18 protein-coding genes are annotated in these 18,925 nt (G+C 63.8%); 6 read left to right on the top strand and 12 right to left on the bottom strand.

Annotation, left to right across the window (positions count from 1 at the left end):
- Positions 1–82: 82 nt before the first annotated feature.
- The 3 genes from YQ44_RS10760 (at position 83) to YQ44_RS10750 (ending at position 1,751) form a co-directional block, all read left to right on the top strand.
- A complete protein-coding gene (locus YQ44_RS10760; RefSeq protein WP_071323376.1) occupies positions 83–370 on the top strand; it encodes a putative quinol monooxygenase in 288 nt (95 codons plus the stop codon).
- A gap of 80 nt (positions 371–450) precedes the next feature.
- Complete coding sequence (locus YQ44_RS10755; protein WP_071326396.1) at positions 451–1,017, top strand: hypothetical protein; 567 nt, start codon at positions 451–453, stop codon at positions 1,015–1,017.
- A complete protein-coding gene (locus tag YQ44_RS10750; RefSeq protein ID WP_071323375.1) occupies positions 1,014–1,751 on the top strand; it encodes a hypothetical protein in 738 nt (245 codons plus the stop codon). The genes YQ44_RS10755 and YQ44_RS10750 overlap by 4 nt, the downstream gene beginning before the upstream one ends.
- 555 nt (positions 1,752–2,306) lie before the next feature.
- On the opposite strand, the gene YQ44_RS10740 is transcribed toward YQ44_RS10750, so the two are convergent.
- From YQ44_RS10740 to alkB, 7 genes are all read right to left on the bottom strand, one after another.
- A complete protein-coding gene (locus YQ44_RS10740) occupies positions 2,307–4,748 on the bottom strand; it encodes a penicillin-binding protein 1A (RefSeq protein WP_442905913.1) in 2,442 nt (813 codons plus the stop codon).
- Positions 4,749–4,833: 85 nt separating this feature from the next.
- Entirely contained in the window at positions 4,834–5,229 is a 396-nt protein-coding gene (locus YQ44_RS10735; RefSeq protein WP_071323372.1) for a hypothetical protein, read from the bottom strand.
- A complete protein-coding gene (gene blaOXA, locus YQ44_RS10730; protein ID WP_071323371.1) occupies positions 5,226–6,038 on the bottom strand; it encodes a class D beta-lactamase in 813 nt (270 codons plus the stop codon). Before blaOXA ends, YQ44_RS10735 begins: the two co-directional genes overlap by 4 nt.
- An 83-nt stretch (positions 6,039–6,121) precedes the next feature.
- The gene (locus YQ44_RS10725; protein WP_198043911.1) at positions 6,122–9,292 is read right to left on the bottom strand and encodes a heparinase II/III domain-containing protein; all 3,171 of its coding nucleotides are present in this window, start codon (positions 9,290–9,292) and stop codon (positions 6,122–6,124) included.
- 148 nt (positions 9,293–9,440) lie between these two features.
- Positions 9,441–9,614 carry a hypothetical protein gene (locus YQ44_RS28860; RefSeq protein WP_156894780.1) on the bottom strand — a complete coding sequence of 58 codons (174 nt, stop codon included), beginning with the start codon at positions 9,612–9,614 and terminating at the stop codon, positions 9,441–9,443.
- Positions 9,615–9,690: 76 nt separating this feature from the next.
- Positions 9,691–10,602: a GTP cyclohydrolase FolE2 gene (folE2, locus tag YQ44_RS10720; RefSeq protein ID WP_071323369.1), complete on the bottom strand. Its 912-nt coding sequence runs from the start codon at positions 10,600–10,602 to the stop codon at positions 9,691–9,693.
- Positions 10,603–10,767: 165 nt separating this feature from the next.
- Positions 10,768–11,430: a DNA oxidative demethylase AlkB gene (gene alkB, locus YQ44_RS10715; protein ID WP_071323368.1), complete on the bottom strand. Its 663-nt coding sequence runs from the start codon at positions 11,428–11,430 to the stop codon at positions 10,768–10,770.
- A 112-nt stretch (positions 11,431–11,542) separates the two neighbouring features.
- On the opposite strand from alkB, the gene YQ44_RS10710 reads away from it, so the two are divergent.
- Positions 11,543–12,013, top strand: a complete 471-nt coding sequence (locus YQ44_RS10710; RefSeq protein ID WP_071323367.1) for a heme-degrading domain-containing protein — start codon at positions 11,543–11,545, stop codon at positions 12,011–12,013.
- A 9-nt stretch (positions 12,014–12,022) separates the two neighbouring features.
- Here the strand turns inward: YQ44_RS10710 and YQ44_RS10705 are convergent, their stop codons facing one another.
- From YQ44_RS10705 to YQ44_RS10695, 3 genes are read right to left on the bottom strand one after another with little or no spacing between them, the layout of a single operon-like run.
- The gene (locus YQ44_RS10705; RefSeq protein ID WP_071323366.1) at positions 12,023–12,715 is read right to left on the bottom strand and encodes an aspartate/glutamate racemase family protein; all 693 of its coding nucleotides are present in this window, start codon (positions 12,713–12,715) and stop codon (positions 12,023–12,025) included.
- Between the two features lie 34 nt (positions 12,716–12,749).
- Complete coding sequence (locus tag YQ44_RS10700; protein WP_071323365.1) at positions 12,750–13,517, bottom strand: SDR family NAD(P)-dependent oxidoreductase; 768 nt, start codon at positions 13,515–13,517, stop codon at positions 12,750–12,752.
- Positions 13,504–14,220 (bottom strand): GntR family transcriptional regulator, encoded by a 717-nt coding sequence (locus YQ44_RS10695; RefSeq protein ID WP_071323364.1) that lies wholly within the window; start codon positions 14,218–14,220, stop codon positions 13,504–13,506. The genes YQ44_RS10700 and YQ44_RS10695 overlap by 14 nt, the downstream gene beginning before the upstream one ends.
- Positions 14,221–14,355: 135 nt before the next feature.
- Between YQ44_RS10695 and YQ44_RS10690 the strand changes: the two genes are divergently transcribed.
- Entirely contained in the window at positions 14,356–14,808 is a 453-nt protein-coding gene (locus YQ44_RS10690; protein WP_198043910.1) for an acyl-CoA thioesterase, read from the top strand.
- Positions 14,809–14,844: 36 nt separating this feature from the next.
- Here YQ44_RS10690 and YQ44_RS10685 read toward each other — a convergent pair whose 3' ends face one another.
- Entirely contained in the window at positions 14,845–15,528 is a 684-nt protein-coding gene (locus YQ44_RS10685; RefSeq protein ID WP_071323362.1) for a YoaK family protein, read from the bottom strand.
- Between the two features lie 190 nt (positions 15,529–15,718).
- On the opposite strand from YQ44_RS10685, the gene YQ44_RS10680 reads away from it, so the two are divergent.
- Complete coding sequence (locus YQ44_RS10680; RefSeq protein ID WP_071323361.1) at positions 15,719–17,083, top strand: amino acid permease; 1,365 nt, start codon at positions 15,719–15,721, stop codon at positions 17,081–17,083.
- 87 nt (positions 17,084–17,170) lie between these two features.
- On the opposite strand, the gene YQ44_RS10675 is transcribed toward YQ44_RS10680, so the two are convergent.
- Positions 17,171–18,805 carry a hypothetical protein gene (locus YQ44_RS10675; RefSeq protein WP_071323360.1) on the bottom strand — a complete coding sequence of 545 codons (1,635 nt, stop codon included), beginning with the start codon at positions 18,803–18,805 and terminating at the stop codon, positions 17,171–17,173.
- Between the last annotated feature and the right edge of the window lie 120 nt (positions 18,806–18,925).

The following is an 18,925-nucleotide window of genomic DNA, read 5'->3' as shown; positions in this document are numbered from 1 at the left end:
TACTGGTGGGCAAGAAAGGGCAAGATGCGCTAAGCTGCATGCGCCCAACGCATAGCGCTCCACCCCATACACAAGGATTACCATGACACTGATCGTCGTCGCCACCATCGATGCCCAACCGCAACATATCGACGCCGTGCGCGCCGCGCTGGAAACCGTCGTGCCGCCCAGCCGCGCTGAAAGCGGCTGCCTGCGCTATGAATTACACCTCGACAACAGCATTCCCACGCGCTTCATCATGCTGGAAGAATGGAGCGACAAGGCCCACCTGACGGCCCACTACGCGACGCCCCACTTCCATGCCCTGGTGGCCGCCACCGATGGCAAGGTCGTCAAGATCGACGTGGCGGAATTGAGCAAGCTGAAGTAACGGCCACGGGCGCGTTCAATCGCGCGTTCCTCAAAGAAAGTTGCCACTTATAATATGACAAATTTTTTTTGATGGCCATCATGACACCATTTTCCAAGAGGCTCGGCGCCGCAGCGGCAGCCGCCTTTACGCTCTGCACCAGCGCCTCGGCGCAAGCGCCCATGTCCACGCTGGTGGGCGACTACAATCTCGCCTCGTCGGCAACCGTGCCGGCCAGCAGCTGGGGCTATTCCAAGGGACGCATTTCGGTCAAGCAACTCGACGACCAGCACCTGCTGATCGTCCTGTCGTGCGAATGGAAACGCGAACCGAAGGCCGTCTGCGGCGATTACTTCTATGCCCAGCAGCGCGATGACGGCCTGTACCTGCAGGACATGAATACCTTCGCCATGCGCCTGTATTTCGATCCGGCGTCGCGCAAGCTCACCATCATTTCGCGCGGCGCCGACGCCAAGGCCAGCGTACGCCACGACGTCTTCGCCGCGACGAGCGCGCCGCTCGTTGATCCCGCCCTGGTACGGCGCATGAAGCGCGAACTGTCGAATGCCGACAGCAAGGAAAACCGGCGCGTGTTCGGGCCCTACACCAAATGGGACTACCAGGAAAACCGCATCGAATTCCAGCGTCAATCCCTGACGACGCCATGATGCAGCGGCTGATCCATCCCATGCGGCGCCAGCTGCTGCGCCTGGCCGGCACCCTGCTGTGCTCGCCCATGCTGGCGCGCGCGGCCGAACGCAGCCTGCCCGGCGCCGTGCGCCGGCGCGTCCTGGCCACGCTCGACGCACCGCTGCCCAAGGTGCTCAATGTGCACCACCTGGCGCTGATACAGCGTTTCAACATCGGCTGGTCGCCCGTGGAAAGCGGTGCGCCCATGCTCAATCCCGCGCACCCGCTCGGCGATGGCGATACCCTGGCCCTGGCCATGCAGGCGATCGGCGGCAAGGATGCCGCCCTGGCCGCCCAGCGCCTGATGGAGGCGGCGCAACTGCTGCCCCACTTCGTGCAAATGGCCAACCTGAAGCCGGGCAGCTATGCGAACGGCAAGACGCCGTTCACGTTTACCACCCGGCATCTGCAATTGCTGCGCCAGCAATCGTGGCTGCCGCTGGAAATGCTGGGCATGGGCGCGGCCGAGGACTACCTGGCCGAAGGCTATTGGCCCACGCCAGCCGTGGACGGCAAGCGACCGTATGGCAACTTTACGAATTACCCAGTAGAAATGGCGCAAGCGCTGGGTCTGCCCCTGCACCACCAGGCGGACGGCAGCCTGGCCATCACGCCCACGCTGAGAGAGGAATTGAAGACGCTGCACCAGCAGACGCAGGCGGCGCTGCAAGTGTTCGTGCGGCAGGCGGGGTTGATGCGCAATACGGTGTAAAACGCCAGGCCGCGCAGCTATGCCTGAGCCACCGCCTGCCGTATCAGCACTTCCGCCGGAATCCCCGGCGCATCTACCGCGTTCATAGGCATCGACGAGCTGGTCAGTCCGTCCAGGCGGTCGCCTGCAGGCGCGCCGAATTCGGCGGACATCAAGGACTCGGCTCCCGCAATGCGGCGCCGTAGCCGTCGTCAGTATGGGGAGGTTTGATGCGCATCATATTGTCCTGGATTGTCCGTGCATCTATGGCGTCATATTGCCGCTGCGTTCCGATAAATTGGATCTGCAAAATGCCATACGCATAACTGATCGATGCGACGAGCCCAGACTTGTTGCCCCCGCCGATATTGGGCACCCCATCCCTCTCTCAGGATGCTCGCCGTGGCAAAGTCCGATTTCACGCCGCCGGATCGGGCCATGACGCCCTGAGCACATGGCCAGAACGCGGCAACAACGGTGCCGTCGAATCTGCATGGATGGCCTGTCCATGGAAGGCCATCAAGGTCGGCTTGGCCAATCATGCAGCCGATCAGAAGACCGCGCCGGACCGGCCATTCAGCCTTGCGGTACAGGCACTGGCGCAGTCTGCGGCTCAGGTGCTGCCTCCGGCACCGCCTTGCCATGCGCTTCCTGCCCGCCGTCGCCTTCGGCCGGCATGGCCAGCGGCGCGGCTGGCGCGCCTTCCGGCACCAGGTCGCCCGGCTCTTCCACCGGCTCATCCTGCGGTTCCTCGACCGGCTCCACATGGCGCAGCGGCGGTGGTGGCTTGCCGCCGGGGAAGATGGCGTCGCGCGACAGTTTTCCCGTGTCGAGCGCCGTCTTGAAGAAGTCGCCCACCACCAGCACGGCGTTGTGGCCGCCCTGGCCCCAGTAATTGCTGCGCATGGTGACCCGGGCGTCATTGAAGCCCACCCAGGCGCCGCCCACCAGTTCCGGGTGCATTAGGATAAACCAGCCGTCCGCATTGTTTTGCGTGGTGCCGCTCTTGCCGGCCACGTCGGAACGGATGCCGAAGCGGCTGCGGATGGCCGTGCCCGTGCCGCGGTCGATGACGCCGCGCATCATGTCCGTCAGGGTGGCCGCCGATTCTTCCTTCATGGCGCGCTTGGGCTTGTCTTCGCCGAAGCGGGCGATGGTCTTGCCGTCGCGGTCGGTGATGTGCGTGACGACGAACGGCAAACGGGCCTCGCCCTGCGCCGCGATGCTGGCGTAGGCGTTGACCATTTCCAGCAAGGTGACGGGACTGGTACCCAGCGCCAGGGATGGCACTTTTTCCAGCTTGCTGTCGCGGATGCCGAGCGCGCGCGCCAGCTTGATAATCGGCGACAAGCCCACGTCCTGCATCACTTGCGCCGTGATCGTGTTCTTCGAATACACGAGGCCGTCGCGCATGGTCATGTCGCGCCCCGTGGTGCCGCTCATGTCGGTCGGCCGCCATTTCGTGCCGTCGGCCGCCTTGATATCCATCACGGCGTCGCGGTAGACGTGGTCGGGACTCAGGCCTTTTTCCAGCGCCGCGCCATATACGATGGGCTTGAAGGTGGAGCCGGGCTGGCGCGCCGCCTGCGACACGTGATCGAATTGTTCGCGCGCAAAGTCGCGGCTGCCCACCCAGGCCCGCACGGCGCCCGTGGCCGGGTCCATGGCCGTAAAGCCCGCCTCCAGGCGCGTCTTCGACTTGCGCAGGCCCGCCATGAAGGCGCGGTCGCCCTTGAGTTTTTCCAGCGCCTCGTCGGGCGCGCTGCCCGCCGCCGTCAGCTTGCGGTAGTCGCCGGACTCGCGCACGAAGGCGTCCAGCAAGCCCGGATGCGATTTCCAGAAATAGTCGAACGGCACGCTGCCGGCCTGCATGCCCGCATACATGCCCGTCGAAGTGGACGACGGCACGCCGGCGCGGCTCCATTCCACGTCGGCAATCGCCTGCAAGGCATTCGCCTGGCGCTCGACGGCCCGCTCGGCCGCCTGCTGCAAGTCGTAATCAAGCGTCGTGTGCACCACCAGGCCGTCGAGCTCCAGGTTGTAGTCGTTTTCATCGGCCCAGTCGATCAGCCATTTGCGCACATAGGCCGTGAAGTGGCTGTCCGACTGCGCCCGTTCGCTCTGGCGCTCGAAATGCAGGCGCAGCGGACGCTTCACCAGCTGCCGGTAGCGCGCCTCGTCGATGACCTCATGCTTGCGCATCTGGCCCAGCACCACATTGCGCCGCTGCAAGGAACGTTCGGGATTGCCGACCGGATTGTAGTAATTCGTGCCCTTGAGCATGCCGACCAGGGTGGCGCTTTCCAGGATATCGAGGCGCGCGGCGGGTTTGTCGAAATACGTGCGGGCCGCCATCTCGATGCCATAGGTGTTGTAGAGGAAAGGCACCGTGTTCAGGTAGGCTTCGAGGATTTCCGTCTTGCTGTAGGTGGCTTCGATCTTCAGGGCCGTGATCAACTCCTTCAGCTTGCGGTTCAGGCTGCGCGAACGGCCAATTTCTTCGGGAAACATATTGCGCGCCAGCTGCTGCGTGATGGTGGAACCGCCCTGGGGGTTGCCTCCCGCCGTATGCACGATGGCGCCGGCCGTGCGCGTGAAATCGACGCCGTGATGTTCGTAGAAACGGTGGTCTTCCGTCGAGATCAGGGCGCTGATCACGTTCGGCGAAATCTGCTGCAGCGTCACGCGTTCCTGCAAGCCCTGGTCGAAACGGGCCAGCTCCTTGCCGTCCGCGCTGACCATGGTGCTCGGCGCGGCCGCGCGCGCCTGGCGCAAGTCGTGGATGCTGGGCGTCAGGGGAATCAGCAGCAGCATGTACAGGACCAGCAGCGCCAGCAGGGCCAGAAACGACCACAGGCCCAGCACCAGCGCGCGCCGCACGGGCGGCAAGGTCATCAAGTGCGCGTGGCCGCGCCGGTACAGCGCCACTGCCCTCACCCACGCCATGCCCGCCACGCGCAAGGCCTGCGCGCGCGCCCATGTCCATGCCTGCCGTGCTTTTTCCTGAAACTGCTCCATGCCTGATGCCATGCCTGTACCTTGTCTGATGCCGGATGATCCGTTTCAGCAAGTATATAGGGCGGGCAACAAAGCGGGCTGGAATTTACGGCAGGCAAGCATCGAGGCGGGACAAGGTGACGCCGACATAGGCGCCCACGCAGCGCACGTCGCGCGTGTGAAACGCGTCCTCCACCTGCAGCAAGCCGCAGTCGCAGATGACGGGATCGACCTGGGTCACGACGCCCAGCGCCAGGTAGCGCCAGCCATCGAGCCGGCGCAGGCCCTTTTCCCGGCCGGGGTTGGCCGTGAACATCGCGTCCCAGTCGCCGCCCTCGCTCGCCTGCGGCCACAGCTCGAGCCGGATTTGCGTGCCGGCGGCCAGTTGCGCCCCGCCAAACTCGTCCATCACATGCAGGCGCTGGCCATCGGCCTCGATGATGGCTTCCAGGTAGTCGCCTTCGGTGCAGAGAAAGGTGGCCGTGACGACAGACGGCGTCACTTCTGCGCCTGCTCCAGCAGGGCCGGCAATTCCTTCAGCATGGCCTCGCGCGTGCGCAGGCCCGCCGACTGCTGGCCCTTGCGTTCATCCTGCACGAGGCGCGCGAAGACGATCGTGCGCTCGCCCTTGCTGGCCCAGCCCACGAACCAGCCATAACCGTGCTCTTCGTCGAAGCTGCCGTCAGCCTTGCGCGGATAGGCCGCGCCCGTCTTGCCATGCACTTGCCAGCCGCCCACGTCCGCCAGGCGCGTCAGGCGCCGCGTCTGCTCCATCGCCTGCTTGCTGACGGGCAATTGATCGTTGACCAGCTTGCGCAGGAAGCCCAGTTGTTCCAGCGGCGAAATCTTCAGCGAGGAACTGATCCACGAACGCTCGAGGCTGTTTTCCTTGCCTGGATCGCCAGAGACATCCGCATTGCCATAGCGCAATGCCTTCGCATACTTCTGGAAGCGTTCGGCGCCCAGCGCCTGCGTGATCTGCTGCGAATACCAGACCACCGAGTACTGCATCCAGCGCGACGGGTCCGTCTCCTGGCGCCAGGCGTCGCCGCCCCAGTCCACATAGCCCTGGCGGTACGGCAGGCTGGGCTTGTGCTCGTCCTTGAGGAAGCCGGCGTCATAGCCCATCAGGCTGAGGGCGATCTTGAACGTGGACGCGGGCGTGACCCGGTCAAAACAATTGCCTTCTTGCAACAAAACGATGCCCGCTTTGGCGTCGGCCATGGCGGTGCAGATAGTGGCGGCCTGGGCCGTGGTAATGGATAAGGCCGACAATGCGGCCAACAACGCGCCATGCAAATATAGATTCATGCGTTTTAATAAAAGGTAGTCGACAGTTGCCCAGTCAAAACCCGCCGGGAGCCGGTAGGCGATACAGATCGCCTACCGCCATTCTACATGCCGATATTGACCACACCCTCAGCCGAGCTGCGATAAGTTGCACTACTGGCTGCCGCCTGCGCCAGTACCAGTTGATCGCCATCGGGCGTCGCCACCCGGTTCAGCAGGAAGTCTGTATCCGGCAACAAGCCTGTAGCCAGCACATTCGTCGCCGATGCGGGCGCATTCCAGCTCATGCGCGTCGATGGCGCCGTGTCGCGGTTAAAAGCCACCATCGTCTGGGTACCGATCAGCACAGCCTCCGTATGGCTGTCGGCCACCAGGCGACGCGCGTTACCGCTGCCAGCGCTGCCGCTGCCATAGTCATTGTCCGCCACATGCAAGACATGGAGGAAATACTGGGGGGTACCGACAGGAGCGGCCACCTCGGCCTGCACCTCCAGGCGCCATGCACCGATATCGCCCGTGACGCTGGTATCAGTGGCATCGGCCACGGCCCTGGGTGGATAATTGCGCCATTTATAGCTATTATCCGCCTGCAAAACCCGGACCGTGTAGCGGCAATCGCCGGTAGGCCCGCCAGGCAGCAAGGTGCCAGGACCGAAGGCGGAATCGGCGCTGACCTGGTCGCATAGCCCGCCCGCGTTCAAGCCTCCGACCTTGGTAATTACGGCCTTCTCGGGCAGCAAGGTTTGAGCGATCAGCATACCGCCGCCATTGCGAATGGTAATGCTACGCGCATCGGTGGCCGCATGGGTAAATCGGTATTGCCCATTACCAAGTGCGGTGGCCGACACTGCGGCGGCGGGTTCGTTGACCGTATGCAGCAAGAATGTAGCAGGCGCGGCATTTGTACGCACACTGTCAAACGTCAGGACGATGGGCAGGGAACCCGTCGCTGGCGCCGGCAGGTAGACGACACTGCGCAAGAAACCATTCGCCTGATCCAGTTTGGATGCGGCATAAGCCTTGCTCGCATTGCCGCGAACATACGTATAGCCAGGCGCATATTCATAATTGACGATACCCCCCAGGGCGTTCATCGCGCCGGGCTGGATTTCTTCCAGGGTTGGGTACGCCGCACGCGTACCGCCCACCCATTGTCCGCCGTCATTGCTGAACTCCAGCTTGCTCGTCCCGCTGCCAGCCCGCTGGAAACGCTCATTGGCATCAAACGCAACCACCGTATTGTGGGCAATGCTGCGCGTGTAGTAATTGGCCCAATGGGCGCTGCCATAGCTGTCATACCTGCCGGAGTCGACCAGCAACGGTCCCTTGTAATTGAGCGAAATACTGTTCTGATCCAGGTGATGGTGGTTATCCGTGATGAATGACGTGGACTTGAACTCCAGCAAGGTCGCGTCCGCGTAATTCCAACGGTCGCGCATCAGCACCTGGCCCGAACGGCGGAAGTGGCGCGACAAATCCAGATCGACAGGCTGATTCAAGCTTGCCTGATCGACGGGCCAAAACAATTGTTCCAGGATGTACGGGTAGCGATTCGGCGCATAGCGCTGGCCATGCACCTGTTTCTGGTAATAATCCCAGGCATTGCCATCGCCTGCATGGGCGGCGGCCCATAGCGCAATGCTGCCCACCAGCGGGAAATTTGACAATGTCACGAAGTTGTCGCCACTGGCTGGATAACTTTTATCGTCACGCTGGCCATATATATAGGGGTAGATGGTTTTTGGCATCCACTGCGAGGCTTGCCCCATGTCGCCTGCATTTTGCACAGCGGTATTCCATAGCAGTAGGCGGGACGGCAAGTCTGTCAGGCTATAGGAAAATCCGGAATGGTATCCGCCATCGATGGAGATATCACGCCGCACCGCCAGAAACCCCTCGTTAAAATGGCTATACGCCGTTTCTATCATCGGCAATACGTCGTCATTTTGCGGTCCGGCGATGGCCAGCAGGCCGACCGCAGCACCATATACGCTGCTGAAATTCATGCCAGCCATATAAGCGGTAGCGATGGATGGCTGGGGCGGCGAAGCATAGCGATTCCAGTTACTGAAAATGGGCTTGGCAGCGCAGTCGAACGAGGAGGGTGCCATGCCTTGCGGGCCACAAATTTCACTTAACAGGTTGGTGCCGCCCGGTGCCGCCTGCGCCGCAATGGTATTGCGGATGGTGGCAGCCATGGCCGTCCGATAGCTGGCCTGTGTATTATCATTCGGCACCGCGCTGGCACCCAGTTCCGCATATAGCCAGTCATACAGGATGCCCAGCGCAATCACGCGTCCGCCCATGGACATGTCACCGCCCGCATTCAAGGGAACGATGCGCAACTTGTCGATATAACTTAATATTGCCGAATAATAGGCGGGATCTTGCGTGATCTTATAGGCCAGTGCCAGTTGCTGTGCAGACTCGACAATGCCATTGCGATGTCCGCTGGCGGTATTGCACACTTTCGGCTGCGTCCAGGGCGAGGCAGCGGTTGGGCACATATTCAACGATACCACGTCCGATTTGACCAGCCGTGTAAAATCAAACCAGGCGGTGGCCAGTGCCATATCGAGGCTACCCGGATAGTTGACGAGGATATTTCCCTGACCATCCTTCAACACGAAATTACTGATAGGTTCATTTACCCTGCCAGGAAATTGAAAAGCGGTCTGGTCTGGTGAAAAATCGACCTTGCCGGCGGAACCCTCACTCAGCCATTCCAATCCCATCGCTACACTGGCGCCACCGATTTTCAGGCTGGTGGTTTTCATACTGCTATTCCAGCTGAACTCAATCCGCGTCGCCACGCCGATAGGCATCTCGATCGTCTTATAAGCAATGTAACGCGCAGGCTTGGCGCCGATTGCTTTTTGCAGCATGCCAAGTTGAATTCTGGAAATTCCCGGCGTATCGCCATCAATATGCCGTATGAATATGCCGTTCTTACCATTATTGACGTTCATTTCGCCAAAAATGAACTGCTCGACCGCATCCGCCGGATTTCTTTTCGATGCGGTAAAATCAAATGCGATGGTGCCGGCCGCGCCAGGAAAAACCGCTGGCCCCAAAGGCAATCGCCCCTTCAAATTATCTATTGCCAGCTGCGTTGTTAATATGCGCGGGTGTTGCGGAGAAATTGAAAATGGCGTTGCGCCGACATTCAAACTGGCCAGGCATAAAGAAGAAAGCAATAATAATTTCCCGCTTGCATTATTTTTTTTGGTATGCAGCTTAGCCCTATCCTGCATACCGCTGAAAATTCCTGACATACACTCTCCCATATTGAAGATCATTTAAATAATTGCATATCGCCCCTATCCGTAACGATATCATTTTTTTAAGTTTCATGGGAAACAATTAATATGCCATCTACTTCAGAAAAGCAATCCTAGCCACCAGTTGCGCAGGCCAGCCTGACTACCCCTGGAGCTTACTTAAAGGCTGTGGCTCCCGCTCGCGCCTCAGCCGTTCCTCCTCCAGCTCATCCATCCCCAGTTTTTCCTCGTCGATCAGCGCATGCTCGCGCCGTTCGCGCTGCAATTCCTCTTCCACGTCGTCATCAATGGCGTCCCGTACGGTTTTCTCCGGCATGCTGCGCTCCTTCGCGGTGGGTGACTGAAAAGTGTAGGCGCTTCGGGCGAATGCCGCCGCACGCCAGCGCGCCGCCTCAGGCGGCGTTGCCGGCCTGCGCCACGGCGTCGTGCGGATGCAGGCTTTCCACATGCCGTACAGTCACATTCGCCTGCGCGTAACGCAGCGCCAGCGCGGCCTGCACGCGGCGGGCCGCGTCTTCCACGTACATCAGATTAGCACCATTCAAGCGCGCGAACGCCTGTTCGTCGGCCCGCTTGACGGCCGTCTGCAGCGGCGTCGCCAGCGCGCCCTCCACCAGGTCGATCAGGGGGAACAGTTCCAGCTCCGCGTCTGGCGCCAGCTGCACCGTCACCGTCGCGATGCTGCGCTGGCTGTGCGGCGTGGCCAGGCTCGCGTGTTCCTGCAGCCAGGCGCGGGCGGCCGCGCCGTCGATCGGCCCCTCCCCGAAGCGCGCCGCGAAACCGTCGGCGATCAATTGCCGCGCCAGTGCCGCCGAACACGGACAGGTCGACGAATAGGCGACGTCCACCGTCAGGGCCAGCGCAAAACCTTCCGATGAGGATGTCGCCTGCAACCGCACAGGGTACGACCGCCAGCCCGACAGCCCCGCCGTCAGCAGCGCCGCCTGGCGCCGCAGCACGGGAAAGGCCAGCGCCACGCGCGCTTTGGTGCTGGCGCAGTCGGCGTGGCTGGCAACCATATTCCGCAGCAGGGCCGCCAGCGCCGTGGCCTCCAGCGGCTGCGCGGCGGCAAATGCATCGAGCAGCAGGTACAGGCGCGACATGTGGATGCCCTTGACGCGCGCATCGGGCAGATCCACGTGCACGTCGGCCCAGGCATGGACTTGCTGCGCCTGCCCGCCCTCTTCCAGCCACAAGGGCAAGGCGATGCCCTGCATGCCGACCCAGTCCAGCGGCAGCTGACTGCCGGCGTTGCCGCCCAGGGCCACGTCGGGCAAGGGAGAATGATGGTGATCGCGCTTCATGGAACGGCATCCTTAATATGCAAGTCAATTGCATATCATGAAGAGTTTTCATCGCATTTGCAAGTCAATTGCGTATTGAGGCACGCCGCGCTCCCGCCGGGGACGCCGCCACGCGCCCCACCCCGAGGCCGGCGCCATGGACCATGCCGTGCCGCCGCCCGCCAGCTAGCCGGCCTTGCGGAAGGTCAGGTTGATGCGCTGCGCGCCCAGCTGCGCATGCTCGCCCTCTTTCAGGGCGGCCACGCCGTGGAAGCGCAGGCGGTCGGCGCCGCCCCAGACCACCACGTCGCCATGCAGGAGAGGAATACGGGCCACCTTGTCGGCCCGCGCGGCGCCGCCGAACAGGAACACGGCGGGCAAGCCGAGCGACACGGAGACGATGGGCGCCGTGAAGTCGCACTCGTCGCGGTCCTGGTGCAGCGCCATGCGCGCGCCGGGCGCGTAGCGGTTGACCAGGCAGGCGTCGGGCATGAAATCCGCATAGCCGGTCGCCAGCGCCGCCTCCTGCGCCAGGCGCAGGAACACGGGCGGCATCGGCGGCCACGGCTGGCCGCTGGCCGGGTCCAGGCGCGCGTAGCGGTAGCCGCGCCCGTCCGTGACCCAGCCCAGCTGCCCGCAATTGCTCATCGCAACCGACATGCGCAAGCCGCCCGGCGTGGCCATGTGGCGCGGCGGCGCGGCCCGCACGACGGCGTCGAGCGCCGGCAGCAGCTGCGCGACATGGGGCAGCGCGAAGCCGCGCAAGAGCATGGAGGCGAGCGTGCCGGGCACCAGCGGCACGGGGCCGGACGGCGCCAGGTCTTCGTCGGCGAACAGGGACAGATTCATGCCGCCTATTGTAAACGGCCTTGATCGGGCCGGCGCGATGCGCAAAAAATGCGCGCGGCGCGGCCGCGGTGCGCTACAGTAGCGTTTCCTGCCACTACGACACTCACCGACGATGGATCACTACGCGGATTTGCTGCAAACCCTGGCGCAACAGGAAGAGTCCCTGCAATTCGAACGTTTCGACAACGATGCCGCGCTGGCCGTCGGCCTGTGGCTCGTCGAGGAAGTGCGCAAGCGGGGCAAGGCCGTCACCGTGAATATCACGCGCAACGGCCAGGTCCTGTTCCATCACGCCATGGCGGGCGCCACCCCGGACCAGGCCGACTGGATACGCCGCAAGAACAACACCGTGCAGCGTTTCGGCCGCAGCTCGTACTACATGGGCATCTCGTATAAAAGCCGCGGCAGCACCTTCGAAGACGTGGCCTACCTCGACGACGTCGAATATGCGGGCCATGGCGGCGCCTTCCCCCTGATCATCCGCGGCGTGGGACCGGTCGGCACCGTGACCGTGTCGGGCCTGGCACAGGCCGACGACCATGCGCTGGTGGTGGCCGCCCTGCAGGCACAGCTGGCCAGATAACCGGGGCGGTCAGCCGGCCAGCGCCTTGCGCAAGGCGGCGCGCGCCAGCAGGCGCGTGGAATCGAGCGTCGGCAACGGCGAGTTGGCGTCGCCGATGATCAGCGGGATTTCCGTGCAGCCGAGGATGACGGCGTCGCAGCCCTGTTCCCGCAAGCGGCCGATGATGGCCTGGAAGCGGGCCACGCTTTCCCGCTTGACCGCGCCCGGCACCAGTTCTTCCATGATGATGCGGTTGATGTCGGCGCGCTCGTCCTCGCCGGGCCGCACGCAATCGATGCCGCGCGCGGCCAGCATGTCCGGATACACGGCGCTGTCGACCAGCCAGCGCGTGCCCGTCAGGCCGACGCGGCGAAAACCGCGCGCGGCCGCTTCGCCGGCCACCACCTCGGCGATGTGCAGCCAGGGCAGCGGCGAACGGGGCGCCACCAGGGAAAACGCCTGGTGGATGGTGTTGTCGGGGCAAATCAGGAAATCGGCGCCGGCGGCCGCCAGCCTGTGCGCCGAGGCCAGCATCAGCTCGGCCACGCCGGCCAGGTCGCCCGCGTTCAGGCAGGCGACGTAGCGCGCCAGCGACGGCGTATGCAGCGATACCTCCGGGTGCGCATACGGCCCCAGCGCGTGCGCGCCCTCCTCGCAGATGGTGCGGTAGCACAGGGCCGCACCTTCGGCGGAACAGCCGACGATGCCGATATGCAGGGTCATGGCGATGTCTCCACAAGTGGTGTATTGATCTGTATCAGATGCGCTGGCCGCCGTCGATGGGGATTTCGGCGCCCGTGATGTACGAGGCGCGCTCGCTGCATAAAAACTCCACCAGGTCGGCCACTTCGGCCGTCGTGCCCAGGCGGCGCAAGGGAATCTGCGTGTCGACGATGTGCGAGGTGCCGGGCGACAGGATGGCCGTGTCAATCTCGCCGGGCGCGATGGCGTTGACGCGCACGTTCAGCGGCGCCATGTCGTTGGCCATCTCGCGCGTCAGCGACGCCAGCGCCGCCTTCGAGCTGGCGTAGGCGGAGCCGGCAAACGGATGCACGCGGTAGCCGGCGATCGAGCACAGGTTCACGACGGCGCCGCGCGCGTTCGACAATTCCTGCGCGAAGCCGCGCGTCAGCGCCAGCGGCGCAAAGAAATTCGTGTTGTACATGGCTTGCCACGTCTGCATGTCCGTCGTCAGCGAATTGACACGCGAGCCGCCCGGCCCCTTCGGCGACACGCCCGCATTGTTGACCAGCGCGTGCAGTTTCGAGTCGCCCAGCATGGGACGCAGCGTCTCGACCATCTGGCCGATCTGGCTCAGGTCCGACAGATCCATGCAGACATGCGTGTTGTGTTCCTGGCTGCGCGGGCAGCCGCCGGGAATCGGGCTGCGCGAGACGGTGATGACGCGCCAGCCCAGGCTGCGGAAGCGTTCGGCCACGGCGTGGCCGATGCCGCGGCTGGCGCCCGTGACGATGGCGGTTTTCTGTTCGGTTTTCTGTTCGATTGGATGTTCAGTCTTGTGCATGCTCTTCCTTGTCTGCTTGCGTTAGGACGGCGTGGCTGCGCTCCATGCGCATCACGTACGCCAGCATCTGCGCGCCGCCGTCGAGGATGTCCTGTTCGATGGCGCGCCGCGCCGCCGCGCCGTCGCGCTGGCGCAGCGCGCCGATGACGGCGCGGTGGTGACCGACCCGCATGTCGGGCGTAAATGCGGCATAGCCGGCGGCGATCAATGGCGCCGTCTGCATCCACAGGTGATCGACGAAGCGCTTCAGGGTCGGCATGCCGGCCGCCTGCGCCAATCCCAGGTGAAACGCCTGGTTGCATTGCAGTGCCGCCGCCAGGTCGTGCCGCGCGATGGCGTCTTCGTTTGCCTGCAGCAGCCGTTCCAGGTCGGCCAGGGTGGCCGCATCGATGCGCTGCGCCGCTTCAAACGCGCCCAGCCCTTCCAGTTCCAGCCGCAGCGCGCGGATTTCCAGGTAGCGCGCCACGCTCAGCACGGGTACGCGGAAGTCGCGCGGTGAACGCAGCACCAGCGCTTCTTCCTGCACCAGTTGCAGCATGGCGTCGCGCACGGGCGTGACGCTGGTGCCCAGCTGCAGCGCCAGGTCGCGGATGCGCAGGCGGTCGTTCGGCTGGAAGCGGCCAGCCGCCAGTGCCTCGCGCAGCATCGCATACACGGACTTGCCCAGGTTGACGTGCGCCAGGTGGTCGAATTGGTGATTCATGCGCGTTTGAGTATCTTCAAAAATTATGATGCATCATACATCAATAGAAAAAACGCTGTTTTATGGCGTGTGCGGCGCCAGCACGAAATGCGGCGGGAAAGTACAATCGCCGCCATTGCCTTGAAAGGAAGTCACTTGAACTGGGATTATCCGCACGCCCATACCCTGCCCGTCGCGCCAGAAGCGGCCGACATCGACGGCTTGCAGCACACGAACAACGCCGTGTATGTGCGCTGGTGCGAGCATATCGCCTGGCACCACTCGGCCGCGCTGGGACTGGACCTCGACGATTACCGGCGCCTGGACCGGGCCATGGCGATACGCCGCGGCGAATACGATTACCTGTTGCCGACGCGGGCCGGCGAGGCGCTGACCCTGGCCACCTGGCTGTGCGCCAGCGACGGCCGTTCCAGCATGGAGCGGCGCTTCCAGCTGGTGCGCGACAGCGACGGCGCCACCGTCGTGCGCGGACGCTGGGAATTGATCTGCATCGAATTGAGCAGCGGCCGCGCGCGCCGCCTGCCGCCCGAATTCCTGGCCGTGTACGAACCGGCCATCGTCGCGGCGCGCCGGCCAGCGCAGGACTAGGTCGGCAAGTGCGGGACTAGGTCAGCTAGTGCGGGACTAGGCCGGCAGCCGCGCCGGTTCCAGCGCGATCAGCACCAGCAGGATCGCCAGCGGCACGGCCAGCGCGGCAAAGCCCACGGCCAGGTAGGCGAAAGCGGCCAGGATGGCGCCCACGGCAAAGCCCAGCAGCGGCCAGAAGAACTTGACGCAGCGCTCGCGCGTGGCACCGTCCGCCGCGCCGCGCAGCACGTCGACCGTGTCGATCACCACTTGCGTGACATTCCCCGTCATCATCGACGTGGGCGCCAGGTGCGCCAGCAGCAACCGGCTGATGGCGCTGTGCGCGCCCATGCCGGCCGCGCCGAACAGGCCCGCCGCCATGGCCAGCGCGCCCGGTTCGGCCGTCAGCGGCTCGGCCAGCATGCCGCACACCATGAAGCCGAGCAGCAGCGCCAGTTCCAGCACCAGTGCCAGGCGCAGCGCCGGGCCGCCACGGCGTTCCGCCGCCACGCTCAACAGGCGCGCCGCTGCCACGCCCAGGATAAAGGCGGGAAACGCCAGCAGCTTGAGGGCGATCGACGCATGCGTGGCATTCGCCAGCGCGGCGCCGATCAGCACGAAGTTGCCCGTCACGTGGGCGGTAAAGAGTCCAAACAGGGCGACAAAGCCCAGGGTGTCAACATAGCCGGCCAAAAAACCCAGGCTGATGCCTTGCATGCGGCTGCGCTGCGCCAGATTCATACACGCTCCTCAAAAATTTGCCATCATGATACCGCGCCGCCGTCGCCGGCGGCAGTGGTTTTGCGCGCCGTTCGACGAAGATGCATGGCTTTTCTTGCGCCTCCGCAGTGCAACATGCATTTCGCTCCTGATTTGCGCGTGCATGCTTTAGAATCAGCGACCTCAGCCCGTAAAAACAGGATAAAACACTATGACGGCAGTCGGGACTACCGAACCACAAGAGCTCAAGCGCGGACTGAAAAGCCGCCACATCCAGCTCATCGCCCTGGGCGGCGCCATTGGCACCGGCCTGTTTCTGGGCATCGCACAAACCATCAAGATGGCTGGCCCCTCGGTGCTGCTGGGCTATGGCATCGCCGGCGTGATCGCCTTCCTGATCATGCGCCAGCTGGGCGAGATGGTGGTCGACGAACCGGTGGCCGGTTCCTTCAGCTATTTCGCCGACAAATACTGCGGCCACCTGCCCGGCTTCCTGTCGGGCTGGAACTACTGGGTGCTGTATGTCCTGGTCAGCATGGCCGAACTGACGGCCGTCGGCATCTACGTGCAGTACTGGTGGCCCGGCGTGCCCACCTGGGTGTCGGCACTGATCTTCTTTTGCGTGATTAACGCCATCAGCCTGCTGAATGTCAAGGCCTTCGGCGAAATGGAATTCTGGTTCGCCATCATCAAGGTGGTCGCCATCATCGGCATGATCGTCTTCGGCGCCTGGCTGCTCGCTTCCGGCGACGCGGGCCCGCAGGCGTCCGTCGCCAACCTGTGGCAGCACGGCGGCTTCTTCCCGAATGGCTGGCAAGGGCTGGTGATGGCCATGGCCGTCATCATGTTCTCGTTCGGCGGCCTGGAACTGGTGGGCATCACGGCGGCCGAGGCGGATGACCCGAGCACGACGATTCCGCGCGCCACCAACCAGGCCATCTACCGCATCCTGATCTTCTACATCGGCGCGCTGGGCATTTTGCTGTCGCTGTACCCGTGGCAGAACGTCGTCACCGGCGGCAGCCCCTTCGTGCTGATCTTCCATGCGCTCGACAGCAACCTGGTGGCCACGGCCCTGAACGTGGTGGTGCTGACGGCCGCCCTCTCCGTCTACAACAGCGGCGTGTACTGCAACACGCGCATGCTGTTCGGCCTGGCCAAGCAGGGCAATGCGCCGCGCGCGCTGCTGCACCTGAACCGCCGCGGCGTGCCGCTGGTGGCCCTGGGCGTGTCGGCCCTGGCCACGGGCGCCTGCGTGGTGGTCAATTACTTCATGCCGGGCGAAGCGTTCGAAGTGCTGATGGGCCTCGTGGTGTCGGCGCTGATCATCAACTGGGCCATGATCAGCTGGATCCACCTGCGCTTCCGCGCGCAAAAGAAAATCGAAGGCAAGACGACCTTGTTCCAGAGCCTCGGCTACCCGTTCACCAACTACCTGTGCCTGGTCTTCCTGGCCGGCATCCTGGTGATCATGTACCTGACGCCGGGCCTGCGCATCTCCGTCTACCTGATACCCGTGTGGCTGGCCGCGCTGGGCGTCGGCTACTGGATCAAGCAAAACAAGGCCAGGGCCTGATCGCGCCTTGCGCCGCATCAAGCACCAACAAAAAGCCCGTCCTCGCAGGAAGACGGGCTTTTTTTACAGCTGGCGCCGCGCGGGCGGCTAGCCGGCGGCGACCGCGTCCGCTACTTTCGGCTGCACGTCGGCCTGCCACAGGCTGATCATCTGGCCCGGATACGATTGCAGCAGCACGTCGTCGCTCAGTCCCAGCAGCAACTGTTGGCGCTGCTCCGCCTTTTTCTCCGGCGTCATGCCCAGTTCGCCCGTCTTGTACGGTCCCAGCACCGACAGCAGGTCGCGCATCAGCGCGTGATTGGTCGGCGTCGTGACGTCCGATTCGACCTTGCCCATCATGAATTTCGTGATGTGCGTGGACTGGCTGGCCGCCTGCTGCAGGCTGGCCTTCACCAGCTTGCCTTCCCTGTACGCCATTTGCGCATCGCTGCTGGCCGTATCCTCGATCTGGTGATACGTGTAGTTTTGCGACTCCACTTTTTCCGTCAGGCGCAGGGGTACGCCCGGCACCAGCGTCTCGTGGAAACTGGCGCTGAGCCTGGATTGCTGTTTCTGCCGCACCGAGCGGTCGTCCTGGCTGGCGCCGGTCTGGGTCGTGCTCTGCGACACTTCGTACTGGAAGCCATCGCGTTCCGACGAGCGCATGGGATTGCTGAATTTCGCCGTTTGCGAGATGGATGCGCTGAAGTCGGGCAGGCCCGTCAGCATGGCGCGGTCCTCGGCCGCCAGCCGCCACTTGTCCGCCGGCGGCGCGCCAGGGGCCGGGGGCGCGGCCGCATTGCTGCTCATGGCGGTGAACGCCTCCTTGAACATGCCCATCAGCGCGGCATCGCCATGGCCGCGCGAGGCGGCCTGGTCGAACTGCTTCATGTAGCTGCCCAGCGCCTTGGCCTGCCGTTCCGGGCTGCCCAGGGCGCTCAGCTGGCTCGTATCGACCTTCACGTCAAGGCTGCCCGACACGCCGCTGAAGCTGACCTTGCGCTGCGCGCCGTCAGCCTGGAAGTCGAGGGTTTCCGACCTTTCCTGCTCCCCGCGCACGCGCACTTCCGCATGCAGGTTCACCGATGCCAGCACGTCCTGGTCGAACTGCATCAAGCCGGCCAGCCTGGCCTTCGGCGGCTGTTGCGCCATGCCGTCGATGGCGTCCTGGAACGCTTCCGACAGGTCGCCCAGCGCGCTCGCTTCAGCATCGCTGAGTTCACCGCTGGTCATCATGCGCACGGCCAGGCCATCGCCCTGGCTGTCGAGCGACAGCTTGACCTCGACCCCGCTCTTGGTGGTCACGCTGAGGGTCACCTGGTCTTCGCCATTGCCATGCAGGCCGGCCGGCGCGACGCCGGCCAGTTCGGCGTAGGTATCGCGCTGCACGCGCAGCGACGGCTGCTGCACGGCTTGCGACACGTTGCGCACGCCGTCCTTGAGCTGGTCGAGCAGGACCGCGCCCAGGCCGCTGAAACGTCCGCCGAACGAACGCGCCGAGAAATTTGTTGCGATCTGGTCGCTGACGCCGTCGCGCGCGCCGCTTTCCCACACGATGGGCGAACCCTTCATGGTGGAGCGGGTGGGATCGACGGCGGCGTCCTGTCCGCTCAGGGCGACGATGGTCGATGGCGTACTTGCCGGGGCGGAGGCGGCTGGCGTTTTGTAGGACGCGCTGTCCGCTGCACGGGTCGCGGACGGAGTCCAGCCCGCCGCCGGGGAAAGGGAAGATACAGAGGTCATGGTCGCTATGCCTTGCTAAACGAAAACTAAGTTGAAGAGCACTTTTGATCCACCTGAGATGGTGCACACCTGAAGCGGACACATCTATAACGGCATGTATAGTCAAATCATGAGCATTGT

The sequence above is a fragment of the Janthinobacterium sp. 1_2014MBL_MicDiv genome, assembly GCF_001865675.1.
Taxonomy (GTDB): Bacteria; Pseudomonadota; Gammaproteobacteria; order Burkholderiales; family Burkholderiaceae_D; genus Janthinobacterium.
The sequence above is the reverse complement of the archived record's forward strand: the minus strand, read 5'-3'. Positions and strand labels throughout refer to the sequence as shown.